Below are 24,784 nucleotides of genomic sequence, written 5' to 3'. Positions count from 1 at the left end.
GATCCGCGCGGGCAGGTCGGCGGTGACGCCGATATACAGCACGCCGCCGCGTTTGTTGGTCATGATGTAGACCCAGCCGCCGATTGCCGTGAGCTCGCACGCGGGCGAGAGCGATCCCAGCTTTCGCTGGGATGACGGTAAAGTCCGTTCCGGGGTCGCTTCCCGAACGTCCGCTTTTTTCCCAGCGGCCCAATGATCGGACACTCATCCTCCAAGCCGGATCCACCTGCCCCCTGAAAACGCCGATCCGTCACGCTGGAGGCGCGCAACTGTGCTTCACTGGCCGTGCTGAAGGCGCTAAGGCCCCGGCACGAGCGTTGCACAAGGACCACAATGACCAATTCGATCCTGCTGGTGGCCGGAGGCCTCGTTCTGCTCGCGCTGGGGGGTGAATTGCTGGTGCGCGGATCGGTTGGTCTGGCTGCGCGGCTGGGCATATCGCCGCTGCTTGCCGGGCTTGTCATCGTCGGCTTCGGCACCTCGATGCCCGAATTGGCCACCAGCGTGCAGGCGGCGCTGGGAGGGGCACCGGGGATCGCGCTCGGCAATGTGATTGGCTCCAACATCGCCAACATGCTGTTGATTCTGGGTATTTCGGCAATGATTGCGCCGGTTGCGGTCAACCCGGCCTCGTTCAAACGGGATTCGATTGCCATGGGCGCCGCCACCCTGCTTTGCACCGGCGCAGTCATGCTTGGCGTGATTGGCGCACTGCCCGGCGTGATGCTGGTGGCCGCGCTGGCGGGCTATCTGTGGTGGGCCTACAAGTCCGAAAGCGCAGCGCATGATGCCGAGGCACTGCGTCACGAGGCCGGGGCCGAGGACCGCCCGGTTCCGCCCGATACCGGCGTGGTGGTGCTGGGCGGGATGATCCTTGCCGGGCTGCTCTCGGCGATTTTCGGCGCCGGGCTGCTGGTCGATGGCGCGGTGGTGCTGGCAGCGGCGGCGGGCGTTTCCCAAAGCGTGATCGGCCTGACCGTGGTCGCCTTCGGCACGTCGCTGCCCGAACTGATCGCCTGCGTGATCGCGGTGATCCGCAAGCATGGCGACGTGGCGCTGGGCAATGTGGTGGGATCCAACATCTACAACCTGTGCGGCATTCTTGGCCTGACGGCGGTGATCCACCCGATCGCAGTCCCGGCCGAGATCGCGCGATTCGATATCTGGGTGCTGATTGGCGTCACCACACTGCTGATCATGCAATTGCGCAGCGGCTGGCGGCTGTCGCGCATCGAAGGCGCGTTACTGGTGGCGATTTACGGGGGTTATACCGCGTTTCTTGCCTTGCGCTGAGGTATTCGCACCATGGTCATGAAAGACTTGCCGAAAATTGCTTTTTTGGAATTGTAACCCCTAGAGCAGATGTTAGTTAAATTCATCTGACAGGAATGCAACGGCCATTCCGCATCAAAGGGGTAGCCATGAAGATCTCGAACACTCGCCGCCGCGGCTTGCTGGCCGGCTCGGCAACTCTGGCAATGGCAATCGCCGCCACGTCCACTCCGGCGCTGGCCATCGTGCCGGGCGAAAACGCCACGTCCGAAGATATCGTCGATACCGAGGATGAGTTCCGCGGCGTCGGCATGTTCTTCCGTTCGGACGGGTTCGTCTGCTCGGGCACGCTGATCAACCCGCGCACCGTGCTGTTCGCCGCGCACTGCGTGAACGACATCCCCGAAGAAGCCTATAATATCGACGGCGTGCCCGCTGCATGGTCGTTCAACGTCGACGCACGGCCCGGCTTCCTGAACTGGCTCTCCAACAATTTTGCCAGCAACCCGGATCTGGCGGTCTTCAACGTCAACCGCATCTTCTACGATCAGCGCTCGCTGCAGAACCCGCAGGCGCTCGGCTTCATCGAAGCCGATATCGCTCTGGCAAGCCTCGATACGCCGGTGACCGGCGTGCCGTTCTGGTCGCTGCTGTTCAGCACGCTGCCGGCGCCTGAGGCGATCGATCCGGTCAACGGCACCGGCTATCACGTCAACATCGTCGGCTATGGCCGTACAGGCAACGCCCTTCAGGGCGCGCTGGGCGGGGTCGACTTCCGCCGCCGCGCAGCCGAGAATATGCTCGGTGGCTTCCTCTCGCTCGATGATCGCAACGCGGTGCTGTTTGGCCCGGACGATCCGTTCCTGCCGCAGAACCTTTACCAGTTCGATTTCGATTCGCAGAACCGCGACATCGTGTTCGACTTCAACGTCCACCGAGACGACGCGCTGCCCAACGAAGGCACGACCGCAGGCGGCGATTCGGGTGGTCCGCTGATCCTCGATGCGGCCAACAACACCCTTTCGGACGAAGATCTGGTGATCGGCGTGCTTTCGGGCGGTTCGCGCTTCTTTGGCCCGCAGGCGTTCAGCTCGATCGGCACCACCAGCTTCTACCAGCCGCTGTCGCTCTACTGGCAGTACATCGTCGAGAACAATCCCTACCGCTATGTCAGCGCCAAGGCCGGTGACGGCAACTGGGAAGATGGCGATCACTGGGTGACCGATCTCGACCCGGTCTATCGCGTGATCGATTCCAATGGCGCGGTGGTCAACGGTCTGCCGACCACGCCGGAGCAGGGCCTTAACGGGACTGACGGCGACTTTGGCGGGGTCTGCGTGGAATTCGAAGATCCGTTCGACTTCTGCGTCGATGTCGCGACCGGCGCCGTCGAAGACACCTTCGATCCGCCGGCCAGTACCGCTGGCGAAGGCGCAGCGACCCTCGCCAACAACCGCGGCGTGGTCGACCTGACGGCGATCACCGGGGGCGAGAATGCCGCCATGCCCGAAAGCGTCGATCCGGTCGCCGCAAACAACGGCGGGCGCACCGTGGCGATGCTCGAAGGCTCGCAGGAGCAGGCGCAGAACGGCGAGGCCAATGGCGCTCCCACCCTGCCCGCGCCGACCCTGGCTAACGGCCTGCCGGGCGCAACCGGCTTCGTGCCCAACAACATCGACGCTGTCACCACCGCCGAGACCCGCGTCGATCCGCGCTATTTCGATGTGACCCTCAGCCAGGCGGGCACCACCACGCTCAGCAGCGACGTCACCATCGACAAGCTGACGATCCGCGGCAATGCCGGGCTCAACATCGCCGCAGCCGGTGACCTCACCTCGCTGATCGACATCAACCAGTTCGGCGGCCGCGTCGACGTGAACGGCGCGCTGACCTCGGTCGGCGATTACACGCTGTTCGCCGGGATGCTGGGCGGCACTGGCACAGTCACCGCGCCGTTCCTGACCAGCGTTACGGGTGTCTTCTCGCCCGCGACGATGGGCACCACCGGCACGCTGACGATCGACGGCAACCTCGTGATGTCCTCGGGCACCACCTTCCTCGCCGACATTACCGGCGCGGGCGCGTCCGACCAGATCGCGGTCACCGGCATTGCCGATGTCGGCGGTGTCGTGGGACTTGGCGGCGGGCTGTTCCAGCAGGTCAACGGACAGGGACGCCAGTACACCATCCTCACCGCCGATGGCGGGGTGACCGGTGCCTTTACCGAGACCAACATCTCGGCGATCCTCAGCCAGACCTTCTCCTATCAGGAAAACGCCGTGCTGATGGAAATCGAAGCGGCAAGCTATAGCTCGGTGATCGACGGGACAGACCCGCTCCAGACCGCCTATGCCCAGCTGTTCGACCAGAACCGCCCGAATTCGGCGCTGTCGGATCTCTATGCGCTCGACTTCGCCGAAGTCGACACGATCCGCAGCACCTTCCGCGGTCTGGCACCGGTTAACGAACAGGCGGTACGGTCGCTGTCTGCTCAGAGCGTCAACTTCCTGCAGAATTTCAACAGCGGGCGGTTGCAGCGGGCGGATCGCAGTCAGGCCGGCGGAAAGATCGCCGTTGTCGGGTCGCCGCTCAACGCGATGCAAGCGTCCTTCTCACCGTTCGGGCAGCCGATTGGGGCGAACGCGATGGCATTGCAGGGCGGCGCCGAAAACACCGAGATGACCGAAGCCAACCTGCCGGAAGATATCGCGATCTTCATCGCGGGCGGCCTGATTGGGGGCAGTTTCGACTCGCTTCCGGGCTTCGCTCAGCCGAGCGACGTTTCGGGCATCTATGTCTCCGGCGGCCTGGAATTCTACCCCGGTGACAACACCATGCTCGGGCTCTCTGGCTTCTTCAATTCGCTCGATGCAACGGTGCCGCTTGGGCAAGAGGTCACGAGCGACACCTATGCCGGGTCGATCTATCTGCGTCACAAGCTCGGCAATGGTCCGGTCATTGATGGCCAGGTCAGCATCGGCAGCATGGGTTTCGACACTGCGCGTCAGGTCACCTTGCCGGGCGGCGCCGCCCAGCAACTGGCCGCGTCGAGCGAAGATCTGCTGGTATCGGGTGCCCTCGGCCTCTCCTATGAAGTTGAAACGGGGATCGGCACCTTCTCTCCGGGTATCGAGGCGCGCTATGCCAGCGTGGATCTTTCCACCGTGCGTGAAACGGGCGGAACGCTTGGCCTTGCGGTCGAACGCGAAACCTTCAAAAGCACGCAGGCACGCGCCGGTTTCGACTTCGCGAAGCAGGCCAGGACCGTCCGGATCAACGCGACCGCACAATACGTCCACGAATTCGAAGACGGCCCGCAACTGCTCGCAGCCAATTTCGCGCAAGGCATCGGCCCCAATGCGAACTTCGTGCTCAATCAGGCGGACAGCGACTGGCTCGAAGTGGGTCTGTGGGCCCATGTCGGCACCGGTCCGGTGCAGGTGGGCGTGGGCTTCGACAGCACGATCGGCCGCGACACCGCCAATGCCCAGGTGTTCAGCGCCTCGGCGACCTTTCGCTTCTGATCTTAAGCAGCGACGCGAAAAAAAAGGGGGCGTCCGCACATCGCGGGCGCCCCCCTTGTTTTGGCCTGCGCCCCGCAGGCAGGCGCATCGTGCGATCTTCGCGTTTTCCTACTCGCCTGATTTGTGCCTAATCATTCGGCCTCGCTGTTCCGCCAATCGTCACGAGGTCACCTGCCATGTTGCCCATTGCCCCTTCCCCGCTGCTCGCCCTGGTCCGCCGCCTGACCGGCCAGGCGCAGGCCGGCACACCCCTGCCCCCCGAAGCGCCAAACCCCGCCGCGCCTAATCCCGCCACGCCAGGCCCGGCCACGCCAGCCCCGCTCGACGAGGTGGATTTTTCTGCTCTGGACAGTGTCTCATGTGTCTCCAACACGCCGCGCCCGCGCGCTGTCAGTGCGAGGGGGATTGCGCTTATCAAGCGGTTTGAAGGCTGTGCGCGTTTGCGGCGCGACGGCATGATCGAAGCCTATCCCGACCCCGGCACCGGGGCCGATCCATGGACCATCGGCTGGGGCGCCACGGGCCGCGATCACGTGAACGGCGGGCGGATTGCGCCGGGCACGGTCTGGACGCAGGCCCAGTGCGATGCCCGGCTGGCCGATGATCTGGTGCGCTACGCCGCCGACGTCGTCCGCGCGATCGGCAACGCACCGACCAGCCAGGAGCAGTTCGATGCGTTGGTGAGCTTTCACTACAACACCGGGGCAATCGCCCGTGCGACCCTGACCGCCAAGCACCGGGCCGGAGATCGCGACGGCGCAGGCCGCGAATTCGCCCGCTGGAACCGCGCCGGGGGCCGGGTGCTGCGCGGCCTCATCAACCGCCGGGCAGCGGAAGCGCAGATGTATCTTGACGATACTGCCTGACTGGGCCGGCGCGGCGGCGGAAACCGCTCCAATGCCAATGCTTGATGAGCTTGACTCATCGAGCATTGGTTAAGCCCGTGCGGCGCCTGAGCATTCCCAGCGCGTGATGCGTCAGCATCTTGGCGCGCTGGTATAAGGCTCAGTAATCGCGCGAGGCTTCGATCAGGATGCTGTCGCGCCCGATGGTCGAGACGGTGCCGAGCAGAGCCAGCCAGCTGGTGATGCGATATTCGACCTGGGTTGCGCTGTATCCCTGCCCGTCGGTGATCAGTTCGATATAGATGCGCCGGTTGATGTTCTTGCCCAGCGCAATACCGGTTTCGCGCCCGATCAGTGGGTCGGCACCGACAATCCGCAGCTGGTCGAGCCCGATTGACTTGCGCAGTTCGCCAATCGGATCGAGCCCCGCGCCGCCGCCTTGCAGCGATGCAAGCGCGGCCGCCAGTTGCAGCGCATCCGTGGCCGAAAGCGAGGTAACCGAACCGCCAAACAGCAGCCGGGCGAGGATCTCCTCCTCGGGCAGCGCCGGCTCCGACGAGAAGGCGATGCTGGGCGACTGGGCATTGCCGGTAAAGGCAATATCGACATTGGTGCCGCTGCGCGAAGCCTCGGCAAGGATGTCGAGCCGCGGGTCGATCGGTTCGTTTTCGTCGAACAGGATGCGGCCACGGGTCAGTTCAAAGCGGGCGCCGGCAAAGGTGTATTCGCCGCGCACCAGCCGCGCGGTGCCGCCGATACGCGGATCCTCGACCGTGCCGCGCAGGGCGATGTCGATGCCCCACTCGCTTTCCAGCCCCATCCCTTCAACCGCCACACGGTTCGGGGCCGAGGCATTGACCAGATATCGCCACGATGCCTCGCGGCCCGATGCCCGCGCGCGCGCGCGACCATTGGGGACGTTGATCTCGCGGGTGGCGATCTGCGGCAGGGCGACATCCTCGGCCGCCACGCCCAGCGCCCAGCGCGCGCGATCGATCCGCACCCGTCCGGCGATGGTCCCGCCCAGCCCGTTGGAGACGATCCGCAAGGGGCCGGTGATGGTCGCCTCAAGCCCGTTGGCATTGAGCAGCCGCGCACCCTTGACGGCGGCGCGCAGATCAAGGCCCGGTCCGCGGCTGGCGCTCATCGCGGTGAAATCGATGGTGCCGCTGCCGGTCACGGTTCCGTCACCCGCGGTGACGCCCGCAAAGCGGATCAGTTCGAGCCGCGAGCCGTCGAACCGCCCGCGTGCCCTGACCTTGTCGATCCGGGTGCCGGTGATCGCGCTGGAAACGGTCAGATCATCACTTGCCAGCGTGCCGGTGATGCGCGGATCGGCCAGCGTGCCGGTGGCGCGCGCAGCGACGGATATGGGGCCGGTGAGGTCGAAGGCCTCGACCGCAGCGAGCCGCCACAAGGTCTCGGCCGCGCCATCGAACACCAGCCTTGCGTTGAGCCGCCCGTTCATCAGCCGATCGGCCAGATCACCCTGCGGCGGGAGATCGGCGATCCGCACCGCGACATCGCCCAGCCGGGTATCATCCTCCATCAGGCGACCCGCAGCGCTCAGGCGCTGCTCGCTGAGGTCCACCACACCGATCACGCCGACCGGCCTGGACGACAGCACCAGTCCCGAGCGGCTGAAGCGGTCGATGCGTATGCGCGCCTTGGCGGTCGGCGCGGCATCGTCGGTCTGGCGGTAGTCGATGATACCCGAAAGCCGCCCGCCAAGCCCGAGATCGGCACCAGCCAGATCGAGCACGCGCAGCGGCATTCGCGCCAGCTTGACCTCCAACGCGGTCACCGCGCCGCCGAGTTCGCCTTCGATCAGGGCATATCCGCTGGCAAAGCCGATCTGGGTCTGCGCCAGCCGCCAGCCGCCGTCATCCGATGCGGTCAACACGGCGCGGCGCGGCATGCTGATCGCCTCGCCGCCATACTGCCCGCGCGCCACCGCCGCGATCCGGCCCGGTGCGACATCGGCATCGAAGTTGAGCGCGAACCGGTCCGCCCGGCGCCCGGCAATCCCGCCGGTAACCTTGCCGCGGCCATTGGCGATGTCGGCCGTGGCGGCGAAGTTGGCAAGGCTGAGCGCCCCGTACTGGAAGCCCGCCCCTTCGATCTCGGCATCGATCCGCGTGTCGCCTTCGGCATACCGTCCGGTGGCGGTGATGGTTGCGCGGTCGATCCGGATCGGAACAGCGCCGCCGAACGCAGCGTTGCGCGCGACCAGATCGACCGCGAAGCCCAGCGCGTCGCCGCTCTGCGGTCGGAACGACATCGTGCCGTCCAGACCGCCGCCCGCCAGCGCCAGATCGCCCGAGACCCCCGCCTCGCCCAGCACCAGCCCGCCGCTCACCCGGGTGCGGTATATGTCGAGCCGATCAATCGCGATCCGGGTCGGCCCGGTGTCGGGCAGGACAAGGCCCAGCGTGCCCGCAAACGGCCCGAGCAGCGAACCGCCCGAGACATCGAGCGCGAAGCCATCCTCGCTCGGGGCGAGCGCGATGCGCACGTCCTCCAGCCCCGCAGCAGGAAGCGGATCGGCCAGCACCAGCACCGCGCGCGGGCCATCGGCGGCCAATTCGGCGTCGATGGTGAAGGGGCCGTACTGCGCTTGCTGCCCGCTGCCCGCCAGCGTGGTGCGCGCGCCTTCGCTGCCGGGCACCAGCTTGCTGTCGAGCTGGGCATTGAGCCTCTCGCTGGTGATGGTCACCACACGCAGCACCAGCGGCGAGGCCGCTTCCATGCCGAGCGCGCCGGTGAAACGGATCTGCTCGCCTGCAAGATCGACGATGGTGTCGTTGCTCAACTTGCCCAGCACGCCTGCAAGATTGGCGCGCAGGCTCCACGGCACGCCGGGGCCGAACTTGGCGAGGATCTTGGCATTCGCGGTGACCTCGCCCGCCCCTTCGACCCGGAGCCCGCGCGCGGTGACCGGCCCGGCCAGCGCATAGCTTCCGGCCGGGATGTCGCCGCGCAGCGCCAGCGTAGCCTCAAGCGAGGGAAAGATGATCCGCAAAGCATCGGCGGCAAGCCGTTGACGTTCGAAATCATAGACCAGCCCGCCGCTCACACGCCCCTTGACCAGCTGCGGATCGGCCTGAGGGTTGCCGGTCGTCACCCGTTCGGCGGTCAGCGCCAGCGCCAGCGACAAGGTCTTGCCGTCAAAGCGTGCCAGCCCTTCCTGCACCAGCGTCTCGGCCTCGACCCCGCTCGCCAGCAACCGCCCGAGCGACAGGCGGTGCTCGATGGCAAGATCACGGAACGGGCCGGACAGGTCAGCGGCGAGGCGCGCATCCTCAAGCCGCCAGTCCGTGCCGAGAAGATCGGGATCGCGCAGGGCAAGGCTGGTCCGCGCGCCCTCGACCCGATTGTCGGCCAGATCCACCACCCCGGCGCCGCGCAGATCAAGCGCGCGGGTGATCACCGCGGTGCGGCCCTCGACGATGCTGTCATCAAGCGTGAAGCTGGCAGCGAGCGACACCCTCTCGCCCAGACTGCGGGCGATCAGGTCATCACCGGGAAGCTGCGGGCTCAGCTGCCCCAGCACGCCATATCTGCCTGCGTCATTGCTGATCCGGAAGGCGGCAACCGCAGGCCCTGCCGCAGCATCGGAGCCTTGCGCCGACAAGCGCCGCGCCACGGCCGTACCGCGCCAGCTTTGCCACGTCCCGTCGCCGGCAATACGCGCTTCATAACCGGCCTCGAACCCGGCCAGCCCGGCCAGCACGCCGCCAGCGGGCGCGAGGTAATCGGCCTCAAGATCGAACCGGTCACCATCCGGCTCGGCATCGAGCAGCAGCGCGATCCGGTCGCGCGCGCCCAGCTGCGCCTTGGCGTCGATCAGCGCGCGGCCTTCGCGAATATCGACCTTGGCCTGCAGATCGGCACGTTCGGCCTGCGAGGTCGCCACCCCCTCGGCGATAACCAGATTCTCGATCGCCAGCCGATCCACGCGGATGTCGAAATCCGGCAGCAGCGGCGCATCGGGATCGCCGGGAAGCAATTCGGGCAGGCGCAGCAATCGCCCGCGCCGCGCCGTGACCTCGCGGATGTCGAGCCCGCTCCACAGCCAGTTCAGCGGCCGCCAGTCGAGCGCGACTTCCGGGATGGTTAGGAACACACCCTTCGGGTCGCTCACCCGCACATCGCGCAGCAATGCGGTGTTGTAGACATCGCCCTCGATCCGGCCGACGGCAAAACGCAGTCCCGATGCCGGAGCAACCGCAGCGATCTGATCGGCAATGAAGCGCTTGCCGATCGGGGTGCTGAGAAAACCGGCCAGCAGCAGCACCGGCGCCGCCAGCAGCGCCAGCAGCCAGCCAAGCCGCTTCGCCCAGATGCGCTTGCGGCGCTCCAGCGGGCTGTCGGCCGCTTCGGGCACGAGATCGTCAGGCTCGCCCATCAGAACGCCTGCCCGAGGCTGACATAGACCACCACCGGGCTATCGAACCGATTGGGGTTGATCGGCGTTGCCACATCAACGCGGATCGGACCAAAGCTGGTCTTGTAACGGATGCCGATCCCGGCACCGTAGCGGATATCATCAAAACCGGGCGTCGAATCGCGCCCGACCGAACCCGCATCGACAAACGGGACGACTTCCACTGCACCATCAAGCAATGGCGTCTCGATCCGCGCCTCGAGCGAGAATTCGACCAGCGAAGCCCCTCCAGTCGGATTGCCCAGCACATCGCGCGGGCCTACGCCCTGAAAGCCATAACCGCGCACCGAACCGCCACCGCCCGCATAAAGCCGCCGCGACGGCGCGACATCGTCGATCGATGCGCCCTGGATCGTGGCAGCGCGAACGCGTCCGGCAATCACAGTCGAGCCGACCGAACGGTAATAGCTCGCATCCGCCTGACCGCGCAGATAGAAGCTCTGCTCTCCGCGCGAGCGCGATACCTCCGGAGCGATAAACAGGGTCGCGCGATAGCCGGACGTGGGATCGAGCAGATCGTCGCTTTCATCGATCGTGACATTGCCGAAGACGCCGCCGATCAGGAACGCGCGCCGGGCCTGAGACGTGCCGGGAGCGATCCGCAACAGCCGATTGCGTTCGTCAGTATAGAGCAGTTCGCCGCCCAGCTGCCAGCTGATCGGCTTTTGAAACAGGATATTGGACACCTTCTCGAAGGTGCCGCGAATGCCAAATCCGCGCGATTCGACCGCCAGCGTATTGATGTCACTGGCAAACAGATCTGCGGTGAGAACCTGATCGCGTCCCCTGAAATTGTTGCGGCGCACGCCGATGCTGGCGAGCGCCTCACGCGTGCCAAGAATGCCGCGCAGGCGCAGCGCGCCTTCGGGTGGGAACAGGTTGCGGTTTTCCCACCGCCCCTCAACCTTGAACCCGTCTTCGGTACCATAGCCGATCGCGCCGGCGATGGTGCGAACCGGCGCACGCTCAAAGCCGATATCGAGCGCGACCTCGCCCGGGTCATCCTCGGTTGGCGGCGCAGTTTCGCGCGGGGTGACGGTGACGCTGGTGACAAGGCCGGTGGCAATGATCGCACGGCGCAGGTCGGTCTCAAGACTCTGGCGGTAGGTGTCGCCGGGAGAAAAGCGCGCGATGCGTTCAAGGTGGCGGCTGGAAAGAAACGCCGGATCGCCGCTGACCACATTGCCGAAGGCATATTTGCCGCCCGGATCGACTTCGAGTGACAGGTCGCCTTCGGTGCGGGCATGATCGATCAGCAGTTCGGGTTCGGCAAGGCTGGCAAAGGGAAAGCCGGTTTCGCCCAGCGCCACGCGCAATTCGATCTCGCGATCAATGATCCGGTCGGCGTACAGCGGATCCCCCTGCTTGATCGCGAAGGCCGCCAGCAGCCGTTCCGCATCCCGCCCTGCAAGGCTGGAAAGCGCGCCAAGGTCGATCCGGCCGAATTGGTAGCGCGTACCGGGCAGGATATCGAAACGCACGCTGGGTTCGGTGACGGTTTCCGTATCCGGCGCATCGCCATTGCTACGCGCACGCCGTCCGCCGGAAAGCTGGCGCACGACCTCGCCCGAATAATAGCCATAGGTGCGCAGCATCTCGCCAAGCAGTTCTTCATCGGCACGCGCGCGCGCGGCGACCTGCGGCGCGGAATCCGCCTCTCCATCAAGCTGGCGCAAGGTGGACAGCTCGCGGAAACGCGCGACAAATTCACGCCGCTCGGGAAATGCGCCCTGCGCCGCCGGAAATCCGAGAACCAGCGTGTCACCGACGCGGACATCTTCAAGCTCCGGCAATTCGCCGGAGAGCGGCACCGCGATGCTCGCCAGCGATTCGACTTCGGGGTCGGGCGCAAGCCGCTCGGGCAGTTCGAGCGTGAAATCGACAAAAGCGGCGTCAAGCGCGGGCTGGAGATCGGGCGACGGCGGCGACAGGAATGCATCAAGGTCATCAGCAAAGGGATCGCCCGGGGCCAGCGCCGTCTGATCGGCCGGAGGCTGACCTGCCGCAGGAGCGATGACCCCGCGTGTGGCCCAGCCTTCGGGATCCTCGACCGCGTCGGGCGGGATCAGCTGATCCAGATTGCGCGGAACCGGGGCAGGTTCTGGCGGGGGACGTGCCGGCGTTTCTTGCGCCGGGGCGTCATCCTCGCTGGCGGGAATCACTTCTCCGGCAGGAACAGCGCCAGCCGCTTCGTCCTGTGCAGCCACAGGCTGCGCCAGCAGTGTCAGCAATGCAGTCCCCAATCCGGTCATCATGCCGAGGTTGCATTTGACGAACTGCCGAGGCTCAGCTTCCCGGAAATTTGACGGGCTGGCCATCCTTGCCTCGGGCGCCGTCCAGCGACGCGTCCTGCGGCTGGCGCGGCGCTGTTGCTGCGGCGATCAACCGGTGCTGTTCTTGCGGATCCATCAGCTGCCAGCCTTCGCGTGTCAGACGCTCAAGCGGACGGTAGCGGACCTTGTACTGCATCCGCGGGCTGCCTTCGACCCAGTAGCCCAGATAGACATAGGCCAACCCCTCGGCCGCAGCGCGGCGGATGTGGTCAAGGATGATGAAATTGCCAAGACCGACGCGGTCCGCATGGTCGGGTTCGTAGAAGGAATAGATCATCGACAACCCATCCCCTTGCCGATCGGTCAGGCAGGCACCAACCAACCGCCCGGGGCGGCCGCCAATGCCCGGCTCGCGATATTCGGTGACGACGCTGGTGACCGGGGTATGTTCGATCATGTCGGCATAATCGAGCTCGTCCATCGCCGCCATGCCGCCATCGGGATGGCGTTGTCCGAGATAGCTGGCGAGCAAGGAGAACTGTTCATCGGTTGCCCAGGGCCGGCATTCGGTGACGACAAGGTCGCTGTTGCGCTTGAGATCGCGCTTCTGGCTCGGCGAGGGGCGGAACTCGCCAGCTACCACCCGCACCGAGACGCAGGCCTGGCAATCGAGGCAGGACGGGCGATAGGCGACCGTCTGGCTACGGCGGAAACCAATGCGGCCCAAGGCTTCGTTAAGCTGATCGGCATGGGCGCCCTTGAGCTCGGTGAACACCTTCCGCTCGCTCCGGCCCGGCAGATAGGGACACGGTGCGGGGCTGGTCACGAAAAATCTCGGGAAGCGGATCGGTGCCGTCACGGGTGGGGCTCAGTCCTCTGGGCGGGAATCACGGTTGCGTTGCTTGTTACAGGGTTATGCCTGCACCAGGCCTTCGGTAAAAGTCCCTTAACCATGAATCGGTGCGAATGATGCCGCGCCATGCACAAGCCATCGCAAAGACATTGGGAGAACGGGACGAAAACGGGGAGGAAACGGGGCAGAAGCGGGCGCGGGGGCCGGGCGTCGGGCCAGGCCTATCCTACGACGAGACGATCAGCCGAGTTCGACCATTTGCACCGAATACCCCTTGGCGCGCAGCCCCTCCATCAGCCGTTCGACCTGATCGGCATCGCGCGCCTCGCATTCGATGTCGGTGATCAGGCCCTTGGCCGGGAGAGTCGTGAAGATGCGCTGGTGGTAGATTTCGATGATGTTGACATTGTGTTCGTCAAACAGGCGCATCACCTTGAACAATGCGCCGGGGCGATCCTGCAAGGTGACCCGCAGGCGCGCCAGCCGCCCCTGCCGGGCAAGGTCGCGCAGCAGCACGTTGGCGAGCAGCCGGGTGTCGATATTGCCGCCGCACAGCACCAGACCGATGCTCTTGCCCGCGAACCGCGCCGGATTGCTCAGCACCGCCGCCAGCCCCGCCGCGCCCGCGCCTTCGACCACGGTCTTTTCGATCTGCAGCAGCAGCGCCACTGCCTTTTCCAGCGCGGGTTCATCCACCAGCAGGATATCATCGACCCTTTCGGCGATGACCTGCGCGGTGAAATCGCCCGGCTGCTTGACCGCGATGCCTTCCGCCAGCGTATCGCCGCCGCAATCGCGCGTCTCGCCCTTGATCCGGGCGAACATGCTCGGAAACAGCGCCGCCTGCACGCCGACCACTTCCATTGCCGGGTCAAGCGCCTTGGCGACCGTTGCCATGCCCGAAATCAGCCCGCCCCCGCCGATCGGGGTGACGATGCAATCCAGATCGGGCTTCACCTCGAACATTTCCAGCGCAACCGTGCCCGCGCCCGCAGCAACGTCGGGATCGTCGAAGGGATGCACGAAGGTGAGGCCCAGCTCTGCCTCCAGCTGGCGCGCATGGGCATAGGCTTCATCGAAGGTTTCGCCTTCCAGCACCACCTTGCCGCCGACGCTTTCGGTCTGCATCACCTTCACCGTTGGGGTGGTGCGCGGCATCACAATGGTGACCGGCACGCCCAGCCGGGTGCCGTGATAGCTGAGGCCCTGCGAATGATTCCCCGCCGAAGCCGCAATCACGCCGCGCGCGCGCTGTTCTTCATCGAGCAGCAGCAGCGCGTTGAGCGCGCCGCGCTCCTTGTAGGCGGCGGTGAATTGCAGGTTTTCAAACTTCAGCCAGATATCCGCGCCGGTAATCTCCGACAGCGTGATCGAATGCATCATCGGGGTTTTCACCACTGCGACGCCAATGCGCGCGGCGGCGGCACGGACGTGATCGATGGTAAGGTCGGCCGGGGTGGCGGCGATCCCCTTGGGGCTGAGCGAGGCGGGCTGTGTCGACATGATGCCGCGCCGATTAGTCCGATGGGACGCCAAGGGCAATTTGTTTGGGCATTTTCCTGCGCGCAGCATCGTTGGCAAGGGCCTGATAAGGCGATAGGCACCGCGGTTATGACAGCAAAAGCATCTCTGGCCTTCATCGGTCTTGGCGTGATGGGCGGGCCGATGGCAGGCCATCTCGCCCGCGCAGGCTATCGCCTTACCGCCTATAACCGCTCGCCCGGACGGGCCGCGAAATGGCGCGATGCATGGGCAGACGAAGGGCTTGAAATCGCCTTTGCCGACACACCCGGCGAAGCAGCGCAAGCAGCCGACATCGTCTTTACCTGCGTGGGTAATGATGAAGACCTTGCAGAAATCGTGCTGGGCGAGGCGGGCGTGCTTGGCGCGATGGCGGCGGGCGCGCTGCTGGTCGATCACACCACCACCTCTGCCGATATGGCGCGCAATCTGGCCAAGGCCTGCCAAGCCCGCGCCATCGGCTTTGTCGATGCGCCGGTCAGCGGGGGTGAGGCCGGCGCGGTCAACGGCAAGCTGGCGATCATGTGCGGCGGCGGCGCTGAAGACCTCGCGCGGGCCGAGCCGGTAATGCAATCCTATGCCAAGGCGATCACCCATGTCGGCCCGGCGGGCGCGGGGCAGACCGCGAAGATGGCCAACCAGATGTGCATCGCAGGCGTGCTGGCGGGCCTTTCCGAAGCGGTGCGGCTGGCCGAAGCCGCCGGGCTTGATCTCGACAAGACCTATCAGGCGATTTCCGGCGGCGCAGCGCAGAGCTGGCAGATGGACAATCGCTGGCCGACCATGACGCAAGGCGAATTCGATTTCGGCTTCGCGATCGACTGGATGCGCAAGGATCTGGGCTATGCGCTGGAGGAAGCCCGCCGTCTGGGCCTTGCCGCGCCGGTGACTGCGTTGGTCGACCAGTTCTATGCCGATGTTCAGGCAGCTGGCGGCGGGCGCAAGGATACCAGCGCGCTGATCACTCGCCTGCCACGCCGCGTTCCCAAGGAAGGATGATGATGCTCCGTTTCACGTTTCGGGCGCTCGCCGCCACCTCGCTGCTGGCCCTCACCGCGCCAGCGCTGGCCGATACGCTGGTCGACAATGTCGATGGTGTGACGATTGACGGCGAAGGCAAGGTGCTGCGCTTCACCGGTCTGGTGTTCGACGACGATGGCAAGGTAACGCAAGTGCTGGCGCGCGGGGACGAACGCCCGCGGGTCGATTACCGGCTCGACGGCGAGGGGCGCGTGATGATCCCGGGCATGATCGACGCGCATGTCCATGTCGGGCAAATCGGCTTTGCCGCGATGACGCTCGACCTGTCGGACACGAACAGCCTCGACGAAGCGCTCCAGAAAATCGCACAATTCGCCAATGACAATCCGGGCCGCCCGTGGATTCTGGGGCGCGGCTGGAATCAGGAGAAATGGGGCCTTGGCCGGTTCCCCACCGCCGCCGAGCTGGACGCAGTCGTGTCTGACCGCCCTGTCCTGCTCGACCGGGCCGATGGCCATGCGGCCTGGGCCAACAGCCTTGCCATGGAACAGGCAGGCGTCACTGCTGCCACGAAGGCCCCGGCCGGGGGCCGGATCATCCGCGATGCAGCGGGCAAACTGACCGGGGTTTTTGTCGATAGTGCCATTGGATTGGTGGGCAAGAGCGTCCCTGACCCGCGCCCGGCGGATTACGACAGGGCGCTGGCGCTGGCGCAGGAACGGCTGATCGCCAATGGCGTCACCGCCGTGGGCGACATGGCGGTGAGCATGCATGAATGGCACGCCTATCGCCGCGCCGCCGATCTGGGCCAGCTGCGCATTCGTGTCATGGCCTATGCCAATAGTCCGGAACTCATGGAACTGGTCGGTGGGACCGGCCCGACGCCGTGGCTTTACGATGACCGGCTGCGATTGAACGGGATCAAACTTTACGTCGACGGCGCCCTGGGATCGCGCGGGGCTGCGCTGAAAGAACCCTATGCCGATGAACCGGGCACCAGCGGCCTTGCCCTGACCAAGCCTGCCCAATTGCGCAACCTGATGAGCCGTGCCGCGATGGGCAATTTCCAGACCGCCATCCACGCCATCGGCGATGCTGCCAATGCCGATGTCCTCAACGCGATCGAGGAATTGTCCGAAACCTACACCGGCGACCGGCGCTGGCGGATCGAACACGCGCAGATCATCGACCCGGCGGATATTCCGCGGCTCGGTCAGCACGGGGTGATTGCCTCGATGCAGCCGCTCCACCAGACATCGGACCGCACCATGGCCGAAGCGCGGCTGGGGCCGGACCGGCTGGACGGCGCCTATCCGTGGCGCAGCATCATACAGGCGGGGGGGCGGCTGGCCTTCGGATCTGACGCGCCGGTGGAGCCTGCCGATCCCTTTGCCGGGATGGCCGCCGCGATCAGCCGCACCGATGCCGATGGCGAGCCCTTTGGCGGGTGGTTCCCGCAGGAAACCGTCAGCCGCGAGGCGGCACTGGCCGGATTCACCTCCGACGCTGCCTTCGCCGGGTTCGCCGAGGGACGCTTTGGCCGGCTGATGCCCGGCGAACGCGCTGACTTCCTGCTGGTTGACCGCGATCCGCTGCTTGTCTCGCCAGATGACATCCGTCAGACGAAGATCATCGGCGTGTGGATCGGCGGAATAAAGGTGAGCGGCGAATAATTACTCCGCCGCCGCCTGCTCGGCCTTGTCCGCTGCACGCTCGGCCTCGACCTTGCGCTCCTGCAACCGCATCAGCAGCAACGAAATCTCGAACAACAGCAAAAGCGGTAGGGCAAGGATCACCTGCGAGCCGGGATCAGGCGGCGTGACGATCGCCGAAGTCGCGAAGATGCCGACGATCACATAACGCCGCGCGCCCGCCAACTGCGCGCGGGTGATGATCCCGGCGCGGTGCAGCAACAACAGCAGCACCGGCAGCAGGAAGGTCAGCCCGAAGGCGAGGATGAACTGCATCACCAGGCTGAGGTATTCCCCCGCACTTGGCAGGGCCTGCACCTGCATGCCGCCAGCCTCCCCCCCGAACCCGAGAAAGAATGCAAAAGCCGTTGGCATGACCACGAAATAGGCCAGCGCCGCGCCGCCAAGGAACAGCACCGGGGTGGCGATCAGAAACGGCAGAAACGCCTTTTTTTCGCGCGCATAAAGCCCTGGCGCGACAAACGCCCATAACTGGTTGGCGATCAACGGAAAGCTGATCATGAAACCGGCAAACAGCCCGACCTTCAATTCGACGAAGAACACTTCGGGCAGCTTGGTGAAGATCAACTGCCCCTCGCCATCGGGAAAGGCCTGTTTGAGCGGCGAGACCAGAAAGCCGAGAATTTCGTCAGCGAAGTAGAAACACACGCCAAACCCGATGGCGAGCGCCAGGAGCGATCGGATGATGCGGGCGCGCAATTCGATCAGGTGGTCAAGCAGCGGCGCGCGGCTCTCGTCGAGATCGTCGATCTCAAACATCGGGACTGCCCTTGGGCGCGGGCTCGCCGGTTGCGGAGGGCTTTGCATCGGGTGCGTCCGCTGGTGGCATGTCGGCAGCAGGCGGGCCGGTCATCACTGGTGTATCGGTGGCAGACTTGGCCTCTGCCTCGGTCAGGGCAGAAGATCGGCGCATGATCTCCTCGTTCTGCGCCTTCCACTTCTTTTCCATGTCCTCAAGCTCGGCCTCGCGCACCATGGTGTCGATTCCCGAGCGGAAATGGGCGGAGACCCGCCGCGCCTTGCCGATCCAGCGCCCGGCCGTGCGCATCGCCAAAGGCAGATCCTTCGGCCCGATCACGATGACCGCGACGATGATGATGACCAGCAGTTCCGCAGCGCCGATATCAAACATTATGGGTGCGGACGCGCCGCCTCCTTCAGGCCTTGATCAGGCGCCGGTGGTGTCGTTCTTTTCGGCTGGGGCAGGCGTCTCAGCTGAGCCCGGGCCGGATGCCGGAGGCTCGATCCGGGCCTTGGACGCAGGCTCGTCGGCCTCGCTCATGCCCTTCTTGAAGCTGGAGATGCCCTTGCCGAAATCGCCCATCATTTCCGAAATGCGCCCGCGCCCGAACAGGACGAGGACGACCAGTGCAAGGATGAGAATTTGCCAGATACCGATATTCATGGGGCGAGACTCTTGTTCGTGTGTGCTCCCTATATAGGAGCCTTCGCGGCGCTGCGCCACCCGCCTGTGGCTGGGCCTTTGCGAAGCGGCACCGTCAGGGCGCGTCAGAGCCTTCCTCGTCATCCTCGTCCGGGTCGTCCGGATCGAACCGCATGGCCGCTTCCATCGCCTCGTCCACCGGATCGAGCAGCCCTGCGGCGCGCAATTCGTCGATACCGGGCAGATCGCGGCGCGATTCGAGGCCGAAATGGTCGAGGAATTCAGGCGTGGTGGCATAGATCACCGGGCGGCCCGGCACTTCACGGCGGCCCGCGAGCCTGATCCAGCCCGCCTCCATCAGCACATCCAATGTGCCCGCACTGGTCTGCACCCCGCGGATCGATTCGATTTCCGCGCGGCTGACCGGCTCGTGATAGGCGATGATCGCCAGCACCTCGGTCGCCGCACGGCTCAACCGGCGCACCTGTTCCTTTTCGCGGCGGAGCAGGTGCGCAAGATCGGGTGCTGTCTCGAAATGCCAGCGCTTGCCGCGCTCTACCAGATGCACGCCGCGCGCGGCATAGTGCTGTCCCAGCAATGCCAGCGCCTCGCGCACTTCGGACGGTTCGATCCCGCCGAGATGGGCGGCGAGCGCCTCCACCGTCATCGGCTCCTCGGCAGCGAACAAGGTCGCCTCGACTGCGCGTTCAAGCATGCCGGGCTCGCCCTGCGCGTTCATGCAGTGGCACCTTCCTTCAGGCGACGGATGCGCAGTGGCGCAAACGCCCCGTCCTGTGCCAGTTCGGCCCGTCCCCGCCGCGCCAGTTCCAAGGCCGCAACAAAGCTTGATGCCAGCGCTGAACGCCGCAGCGCCGGTTCGGCATGGGGGGGAAGAAAATCGCGGATTTCCATCCATTCGAGCGTCACGCCGAGCATCGCTGAAACCCGTTCCAGCGCGCTGTCCAATGTCATCACCGGACGGTTGGCAACGTGATAGATCCGCGGGGCGGTGCGCGCCTTCACTTGCCCATAGGCCTGGATTAGCGCGAACATGTCGCTGCGCCATACGGTCTTGCGATCAGTGCGCAGGCCCTCAGGCGCGCCGCGCAGAAACACGTCGCGCCCGATCCGGTCGCGGCCCATCAACCGCGCCGCGGCCTCGCGCATCGCGCCGAGCCGTTGCAGGCGCAATTGCAGACGCAGCGCCAGTTCTTCGGGCGAGGGGTCTTCCTGTTCTTCCTTGGGCAGCAGCAGCGCCGATTTGAGGTAAGCGAGCCACGCCGCCATCACCAGATAATCCGCCGCCAGTTCCAGCCGCATCGCCCCGGCGCGTTCAATATAGGTCAGGTATTGATCAACCAGCGCAAGGATCGAAATCTGCCGCAGATCAACCTTCTGCCGCCGTGCGAGATCAAGCAGCAGGTCAAGCGGGCCTTCCCAGCCATCAAGTTCGAGATACAGCGCCTCGTCACCAGCCTGCGCGCCCTGCACCAGCGCCGCATCGGTGCTGCCTGCGCCGGCATCTGCCAGCATGAAAGGTTCCTCGCCCGTGCTCATGCCGCTGCGCCCGTCAGCGCCAGCAGGGCATCGCGCTGCGCCAGCCATGCGTGGTGATCCGAACCGATGGCAGGCAGGATCCGGGTGCCTGCCAACGCCTTTTCGAGCCGCGCGGCGGTGGCATCCGGCATGGTCGGCAAGATGTTGCAGATGCCTTCCATGTCCGCCATTTTCGCCCAGCAATTGAGAATGATATCGCACCCGGCGGCATGGGCGCGCGCGGCGCGTTCTGGGATGGTGCCGCCAAGAGCTTCCATGTCGATATCGTCAGTCAGCAGCAGGCCATCAAACCCGATCTGGCCGCGGATGACGTCCCTGATGATGGTCGGCGACAAGGTGGCCGGGTTATCCGCGTCCCACACGGGGAAGAGCAGGTGTCCGGTCATCCCGATCAGCGCGTGATTGAGCGAGCGGAACGGGGCAAGATCGGCCTCCAGTTCCGCCGCGCTGGCGCAAACGGTCGGGAGCGCCTTGTGCGTATCGACATCGGTGCGCCCGTGGCCCGGCATGTGCTTGATGCACCCCGTCACTCCGCCCGCCGCCAGCCCTTCGAGCACCGCGCGTCCGATCGCGGCCACTTGCATCGGATCGGCCCCGAACGCACGATCACCAATCACGTCATGCGCGCCCGGCAGCCTGAGATCGAGCGGCGGGTGATAATCGACTGTGATCCCCATCGCCCCAAGTTCCAGCGCCATCGCCGTGGCATTGGCCCGCGCCGCTGCGATGGCGCTGGCCGGAGCGATGCGGTAGAGCCGGGCAAAGGCGTCCCCTGGCGGATAGGCCGACCAGTGCGGCGGGCGCAGGCGGGCGACGCGGCCACCTTCCTGATCGATCGACACCAGCAGATGGTCGCGCCCGTGGATCGACCTCAGATCATCGGTCAGTGCGCGCAATTGTTCCGGATCGAGGCAGTTACGACCGAACAGGATATAGCCTGCCGGATCGGCCTCGCGGAAGAAGGCGCGTTCATCAGCAGTCAGGTGCGTGCCGCTAAGGCCAAAGATTGCCGGAATCATGCGGGCAGGTTCGCAGGCAAGCCGCGATCAGGCAAGCAGGCTATGCATCCGGAACGGGAAAAGCGCTTTCGCAAACGCCTACTTCACCTGACAATCAAGCCCGTCGCCCTTGAGCGCGGCGCACAATGCGTCGGCCTCGGCGCGGGTCGCAGCGATGGCCTGCAAGCGATAGACCGTGCCGATGTCGACCTTGCCCTCGACCACACGGTGCTTCAACCCGCTCAGCACATCGGTGCGCCGCGTGAGATCGCTCCAGCCTTGCTGGGCCCGTTCGCGCGAGGAATAGGCGGCGAGCTGCACGCCCACACCGGACATATCGACTGCCGCAGCCGCGGGAGCAGCGCTGGCCGATGGCGCAGGCTGGGCTGCCGGGGTCACTTCGGGAGCGGCCACGACCGCTTCGCGCGTGCCGCCTTCGCCAACCACGGGGGCGACGTTGCCGGTGCCGGCAAAGGTCTTGCCGCCGGGATTTTCGGGACGTTCCTTGAACGGGCCTTCGGGCGCAGCGATGGTGCTGCCATCGGCCACTGCCTGGTTGCCTGCAGCCCGGTTGGAAACATACCACACCGCGCTGACCACAGCCGCCAGCAACACGAGCAACAAAGCGGCAAAACCGATTATCTGACCAATATCCAGCCCGCCCGCGTCCTCATCCTCCTCATCGGATTCGAGCCACGGCAGGTTGTCGGTGTCAGCCAGATCAAGCTCGCTTTCGGCCACATCCAGTTCCTCGTATTCGGCATTGATCATGGCGAACCCTCACGCCCTTCCCCAAAGCAGCTACATCGTCTCGACCGCGTCGACACCGAGCACGCCGAGACCATTATGGATCACTTGCCCGATTGCCTGTCCAAGGAAAAGCCTCGCTGCGGTCAGGCTCGCGTCCTGTTCCACGATGAACCGTTTTTCCGGACGGTCATTACCCAGATTCCAGAAGGCATGCAGATCGCCGGCCAGATCATAGAGGTAGAAGGCGATCCGGTGCGGTTCACGCGCGCGGGCTGCCGATTCGATCTCGCGCGGGAACTGCGCGGCCCGGCGGATCAGGGCGATTTCCTCCTCGCCCAGCTTGTCCAGCCCTGCCGGATCGGGCGCAAACCCGGCCTCGGCGGCCTTGCGCAGCGTCGAGCGGATCCGGGCATGGGCATATTGCACATAGAAAACCGGGTTGTCCTTCGATGCCTCGACCACCTTGAGGAAATCAAACTCCATCTGCGCCTCGGGCTTGCGGGTCAGCATGGTGAAACGCACCACGTCCTTGCCCACTTCATCGATCATGTCGGCAATGGTGATGAAATTGCCCGAACGCTTGGACATCTTGGCCGGTTCACTGCCGCGCATCAGCTGCACCATCTGCACCAGCTTGACGTCGAACGGGATCGGGCGGCCCTCGCCTTCGGACAGAGCCGCGACTGCCGCCTTGATCCGCTTTACCGTCCCGGCGTGATCCGCGCCCCAGATGTCGATCAGCTCGTCTGCGCTTTCGGCTTTCTGCATATGGTAGGCAAGATCGGCACCGAAATAGGTCCACGCCCCGTTCGACTTCCGGATCGGGCGATCCTGATCATCGCCGAACTTCGTCGAGCGGAACAGCGGCAGGGTCACCGGTTCCCAGTCTTCGGGCGGGGCCTTGCCCTTGGGCGCTTCGAGCACGCCATCATAGACCAGATCATGCTGGCGCAGCCATGCTTCGGCGGCTTCGGGCTTGCCTGCCGCCTGCAGCGCGGCCTCGGAGGAAAAGACATCGTGATGAATGCCGAGCATCGCGAGATCGGACTTGATCAGGTCCATCATCCGCGTGACCGCCTCGGCGCGGAAGATCAGCAGCCATTCATCCTCGGGCGCATCGCGGAACCGCTCGCCCAGTTCGCTGGCCAGCGCTTCGCCGACTGGCTGGAGGTAGGCGCCGGGGTAAAGGCCAGCGGGAATCTCACCAATATCCACGCCGAGCGCTTCGAGGTAACGCAAGTGCACCGACCGCGCGAGCACATCGACCTGACCGCCCGCATCATTGATGTAATATTCGCGGATCACCTCATGCCCGGCCCATTCGAGCAGGGACGCCAGCGCATCGCCCACCACCGCACCGCGGCAATGGCCCATGTGCATCGGGCCTGTCGGGTTGGCTGAGACATATTCGACATTGACCCTCCGGCCAGTGCCCATCTGCGAGCGGCCATATTGGTCGCCCAGCGCGGCAATTGCCTGCAATTCGGTCAGCCACGCATCGGGGGCAAGGCGCAGGTTGATGAAACCCGGCCCGGCAATATCCGCGCTGGTGATCGCCGGATGCGCGGCGAGCTTTGCCGTGATCGCTTCGGCCAGCGCGCGCGGACTGGTGCCTGCGCCCTTGGCCAGCACCATTGCGGCGTTGGTGGACAAGTCGCCGTGTGATGCATCGCGCGGCGGTTCAAGCGTGACATTGGCGAAAGACGTGCCGGCGGGCAGCACGCCATCAGCGACCAGATCGGTCAGCACCTTTTCGATCAGCGCCGCATAGGCGGCATAGAGGGTTTTGGTTTCGGTCATCTATTTCTCGTGCGGATGGCGCAGAATATCGCGCGTGCAAAGAAGGAAGCGCAGGTCCGGGTCAAGCCCGGGCAAGCAAGAGATCGAAATCACCCCTCAGCGCTCCAAGCGCCGCAAGGCCGACCGGCCGCCCACAGGTGCCCCGTAGCGAAGCGGAAGAAACGCACCGAGGACAGGGGCGCGGAGGCGCCCCTGCAAAAAATCAGCGCGTCACATTATACGCCAGCTGCGACTCGGTCAGTTGGAAGCCGACGAGCATTTCGAAGCGGGTGCGGGCAATCGCTGCCTTCACTTCGGGATCGGCGAGCGGATCGAGCGCAGCTTCGGCATCGCCGGCGCGTCGTCGCTTGGTGATCTTGTCGCGGATGTCCTCGGGCAAGGCAGCGTCGGCGCGGTTGACGAAAGAACCTGCCTTGGCGGTTGCCGTGGCGCGTTCCTGTCCGTCGGCAAAGGTCAGGGTGACGTCGGCCACGCGCTTGCTCACCACGGCGCTGCCGCCGCGCAGGACGGTCACGAAATAGGGCAGCGTCACGGTGCGGCTGCCACGGACATCATTGCGCCGGGCGTGCACTTCGAACACGGCCTCGCTGTAGATCTGTTCACCGGTGTCGTTGCAGGTCGCACGCAGATTGGTGATCGCCGCTGTCACATCGAGGCTGGCGGTGCTGCTGTCGTCGGCTGAGCGGAAGGTCGTGACGTCTCCGGTGTAATCGGGAATGCCGACCGCCGGGCACGTGCTCAGCACGGCGGTAATGCCGACGCCCTGTTCGACCACCAGCTCACCCTCGCGGGCACAGCCGGCCAGTGCCGCCATGATGGCAAGGGCAGGAAGGGCACGGGTGCGAAACATCATCAAAAGGCTGTCCT

Annotated in this window: 19 protein-coding genes; 5 read left to right on the top strand and 14 right to left on the bottom strand. The window is 65.3% G+C overall.

Translation table 11 applies throughout. From position 1 onward, the window contains the following. A partial coding sequence (locus tag BUA05_RS14925) for a GIY-YIG nuclease family protein (protein ID WP_245790128.1) occupies positions 1 to 204 on the bottom strand: 204 nt, incomplete at its 3' end. Between the two features lie 129 nt (positions 205 to 333). On the opposite strand from BUA05_RS14925, the gene BUA05_RS07550 reads away from it, so the two are divergent. From BUA05_RS07550 to BUA05_RS07540, 3 genes are all read left to right on the top strand, one after another. After that, positions 334 to 1,293 (top strand): calcium/sodium antiporter, encoded by a 960-nt coding sequence (locus BUA05_RS07550; protein WP_072674039.1) that lies wholly within the window; start codon positions 334 to 336, stop codon positions 1,291 to 1,293. A 128-nt stretch (positions 1,294 to 1,421) separates the two neighbouring features. Continuing rightward, positions 1,422 to 4,796 (top strand): autotransporter domain-containing protein, encoded by a 3,375-nt coding sequence (locus tag BUA05_RS07545; protein WP_158093671.1) that lies wholly within the window; start codon positions 1,422 to 1,424, stop codon positions 4,794 to 4,796. A gap of 176 nt (positions 4,797 to 4,972) precedes the next feature. After that, on the top strand, positions 4,973 to 5,662 hold the full coding sequence (locus BUA05_RS07540; protein WP_084662522.1) for a lysozyme: 690 nt from the start codon (positions 4,973 to 4,975) through the stop codon (positions 5,660 to 5,662). A 139-nt stretch (positions 5,663 to 5,801) separates the two neighbouring features. Here BUA05_RS07540 and BUA05_RS07535 read toward each other — a convergent pair whose 3' ends face one another. The 4 genes from BUA05_RS07535 to BUA05_RS07520 all read right to left on the bottom strand — a co-directional run bounded on the left by BUA05_RS07535 (position 5,802) and on the right by BUA05_RS07520 (position 14,717). Further along, a complete protein-coding gene (locus tag BUA05_RS07535) occupies positions 5,802 to 10,049 on the bottom strand; it encodes a translocation/assembly module TamB domain-containing protein (RefSeq protein ID WP_072674037.1) in 4,248 nt (1,415 codons plus the stop codon). Further along, entirely contained in the window at positions 10,049 to 12,343 is a 2,295-nt protein-coding gene (locus tag BUA05_RS07530; RefSeq protein ID WP_245790127.1) for an autotransporter assembly complex protein TamA, read from the bottom strand. The genes BUA05_RS07535 and BUA05_RS07530 overlap by 1 nt, the downstream gene beginning before the upstream one ends. A 31-nt stretch (positions 12,344 to 12,374) precedes the next feature. Beyond that, positions 12,375 to 13,220, bottom strand: a complete 846-nt coding sequence (locus BUA05_RS07525) for an arginyltransferase (protein ID WP_072674036.1) — start codon at positions 13,218 to 13,220, stop codon at positions 12,375 to 12,377. A 234-nt stretch (positions 13,221 to 13,454) separates the two neighbouring features. Beyond that, on the bottom strand, positions 13,455 to 14,717 hold the full coding sequence (locus BUA05_RS07520; protein WP_072674035.1) for a threonine ammonia-lyase: 1,263 nt from the start codon (positions 14,715 to 14,717) through the stop codon (positions 13,455 to 13,457). A gap of 108 nt (positions 14,718 to 14,825) precedes the next feature. On the opposite strand from BUA05_RS07520, the gene BUA05_RS07515 reads away from it, so the two are divergent. Further along, a complete protein-coding gene (locus BUA05_RS07515) occupies positions 14,826 to 15,734 on the top strand; it encodes an NAD(P)-dependent oxidoreductase (RefSeq protein WP_072674034.1) in 909 nt (302 codons plus the stop codon). Further along, positions 15,734 to 17,389, top strand: a complete 1,656-nt coding sequence (locus BUA05_RS07510; protein ID WP_245790126.1) for an amidohydrolase — start codon at positions 15,734 to 15,736, stop codon at positions 17,387 to 17,389. Before BUA05_RS07515 ends, BUA05_RS07510 begins: the two co-directional genes overlap by 1 nt. Here the strand turns inward: BUA05_RS07510 and tatC are convergent, their stop codons facing one another. The 9 genes from tatC to BUA05_RS07465 form a co-directional block, all read right to left on the bottom strand. Continuing rightward, complete coding sequence (gene tatC / locus BUA05_RS07505) at positions 17,390 to 18,187, bottom strand: twin-arginine translocase subunit TatC (protein ID WP_072674032.1); 798 nt, start codon at positions 18,185 to 18,187, stop codon at positions 17,390 to 17,392. Continuing rightward, complete coding sequence (tatB, locus tag BUA05_RS07500; protein ID WP_084662521.1) at positions 18,180 to 18,560, bottom strand: Sec-independent protein translocase protein TatB; 381 nt, start codon at positions 18,558 to 18,560, stop codon at positions 18,180 to 18,182. The genes tatC and tatB overlap by 8 nt, the downstream gene beginning before the upstream one ends. 36 nt (positions 18,561 to 18,596) lie before the next feature. Beyond that, positions 18,597 to 18,833, bottom strand: coding sequence for a twin-arginine translocase TatA/TatE family subunit (gene tatA, locus BUA05_RS07495; RefSeq protein ID WP_072674031.1), 237 nt, complete (start codon positions 18,831 to 18,833; stop codon positions 18,597 to 18,599). A 94-nt stretch (positions 18,834 to 18,927) separates the two neighbouring features. Beyond that, positions 18,928 to 19,551, bottom strand: coding sequence for an SMC-Scp complex subunit ScpB (scpB, locus tag BUA05_RS07490; protein ID WP_072674030.1), 624 nt, complete (start codon positions 19,549 to 19,551; stop codon positions 18,928 to 18,930). Continuing rightward, positions 19,548 to 20,345, bottom strand: a complete 798-nt coding sequence (locus BUA05_RS07485) for a segregation and condensation protein A (protein ID WP_072674068.1) — start codon at positions 20,343 to 20,345, stop codon at positions 19,548 to 19,550. The genes scpB and BUA05_RS07485 overlap by 4 nt, the downstream gene beginning before the upstream one ends. Before the next feature lie 20 nt (positions 20,346 to 20,365). Continuing rightward, the gene (nagZ, locus tag BUA05_RS07480) at positions 20,366 to 21,388 is read right to left on the bottom strand and encodes a beta-N-acetylhexosaminidase (RefSeq protein WP_072674029.1); all 1,023 of its coding nucleotides are present in this window, start codon (positions 21,386 to 21,388) and stop codon (positions 20,366 to 20,368) included. A gap of 78 nt (positions 21,389 to 21,466) precedes the next feature. After that, a complete protein-coding gene (locus BUA05_RS07475) occupies positions 21,467 to 22,138 on the bottom strand; it encodes an SPOR domain-containing protein (protein WP_072674028.1) in 672 nt (223 codons plus the stop codon). A gap of 30 nt (positions 22,139 to 22,168) precedes the next feature. Further along, the gene (gene argS / locus BUA05_RS07470) at positions 22,169 to 23,917 is read right to left on the bottom strand and encodes an arginine--tRNA ligase (RefSeq protein WP_072674027.1); all 1,749 of its coding nucleotides are present in this window, start codon (positions 23,915 to 23,917) and stop codon (positions 22,169 to 22,171) included. Positions 23,918 to 24,119: 202 nt separating this feature from the next. Then, complete coding sequence (locus BUA05_RS07465) at positions 24,120 to 24,770, bottom strand: hypothetical protein (protein WP_072674067.1); 651 nt, start codon at positions 24,768 to 24,770, stop codon at positions 24,120 to 24,122. Positions 24,771 to 24,784 lie beyond the last annotated feature (14 nt).

This window comes from Erythrobacter sanguineus, from assembly GCF_900143235.1.
GTDB classification, from domain to species: domain Bacteria; phylum Pseudomonadota; class Alphaproteobacteria; order Sphingomonadales; family Sphingomonadaceae; genus Erythrobacter; species Erythrobacter sanguineus.
Note: the sequence above shows the minus strand (reverse complement) of the source record. Positions and strands in the feature narration are given on the sequence as shown.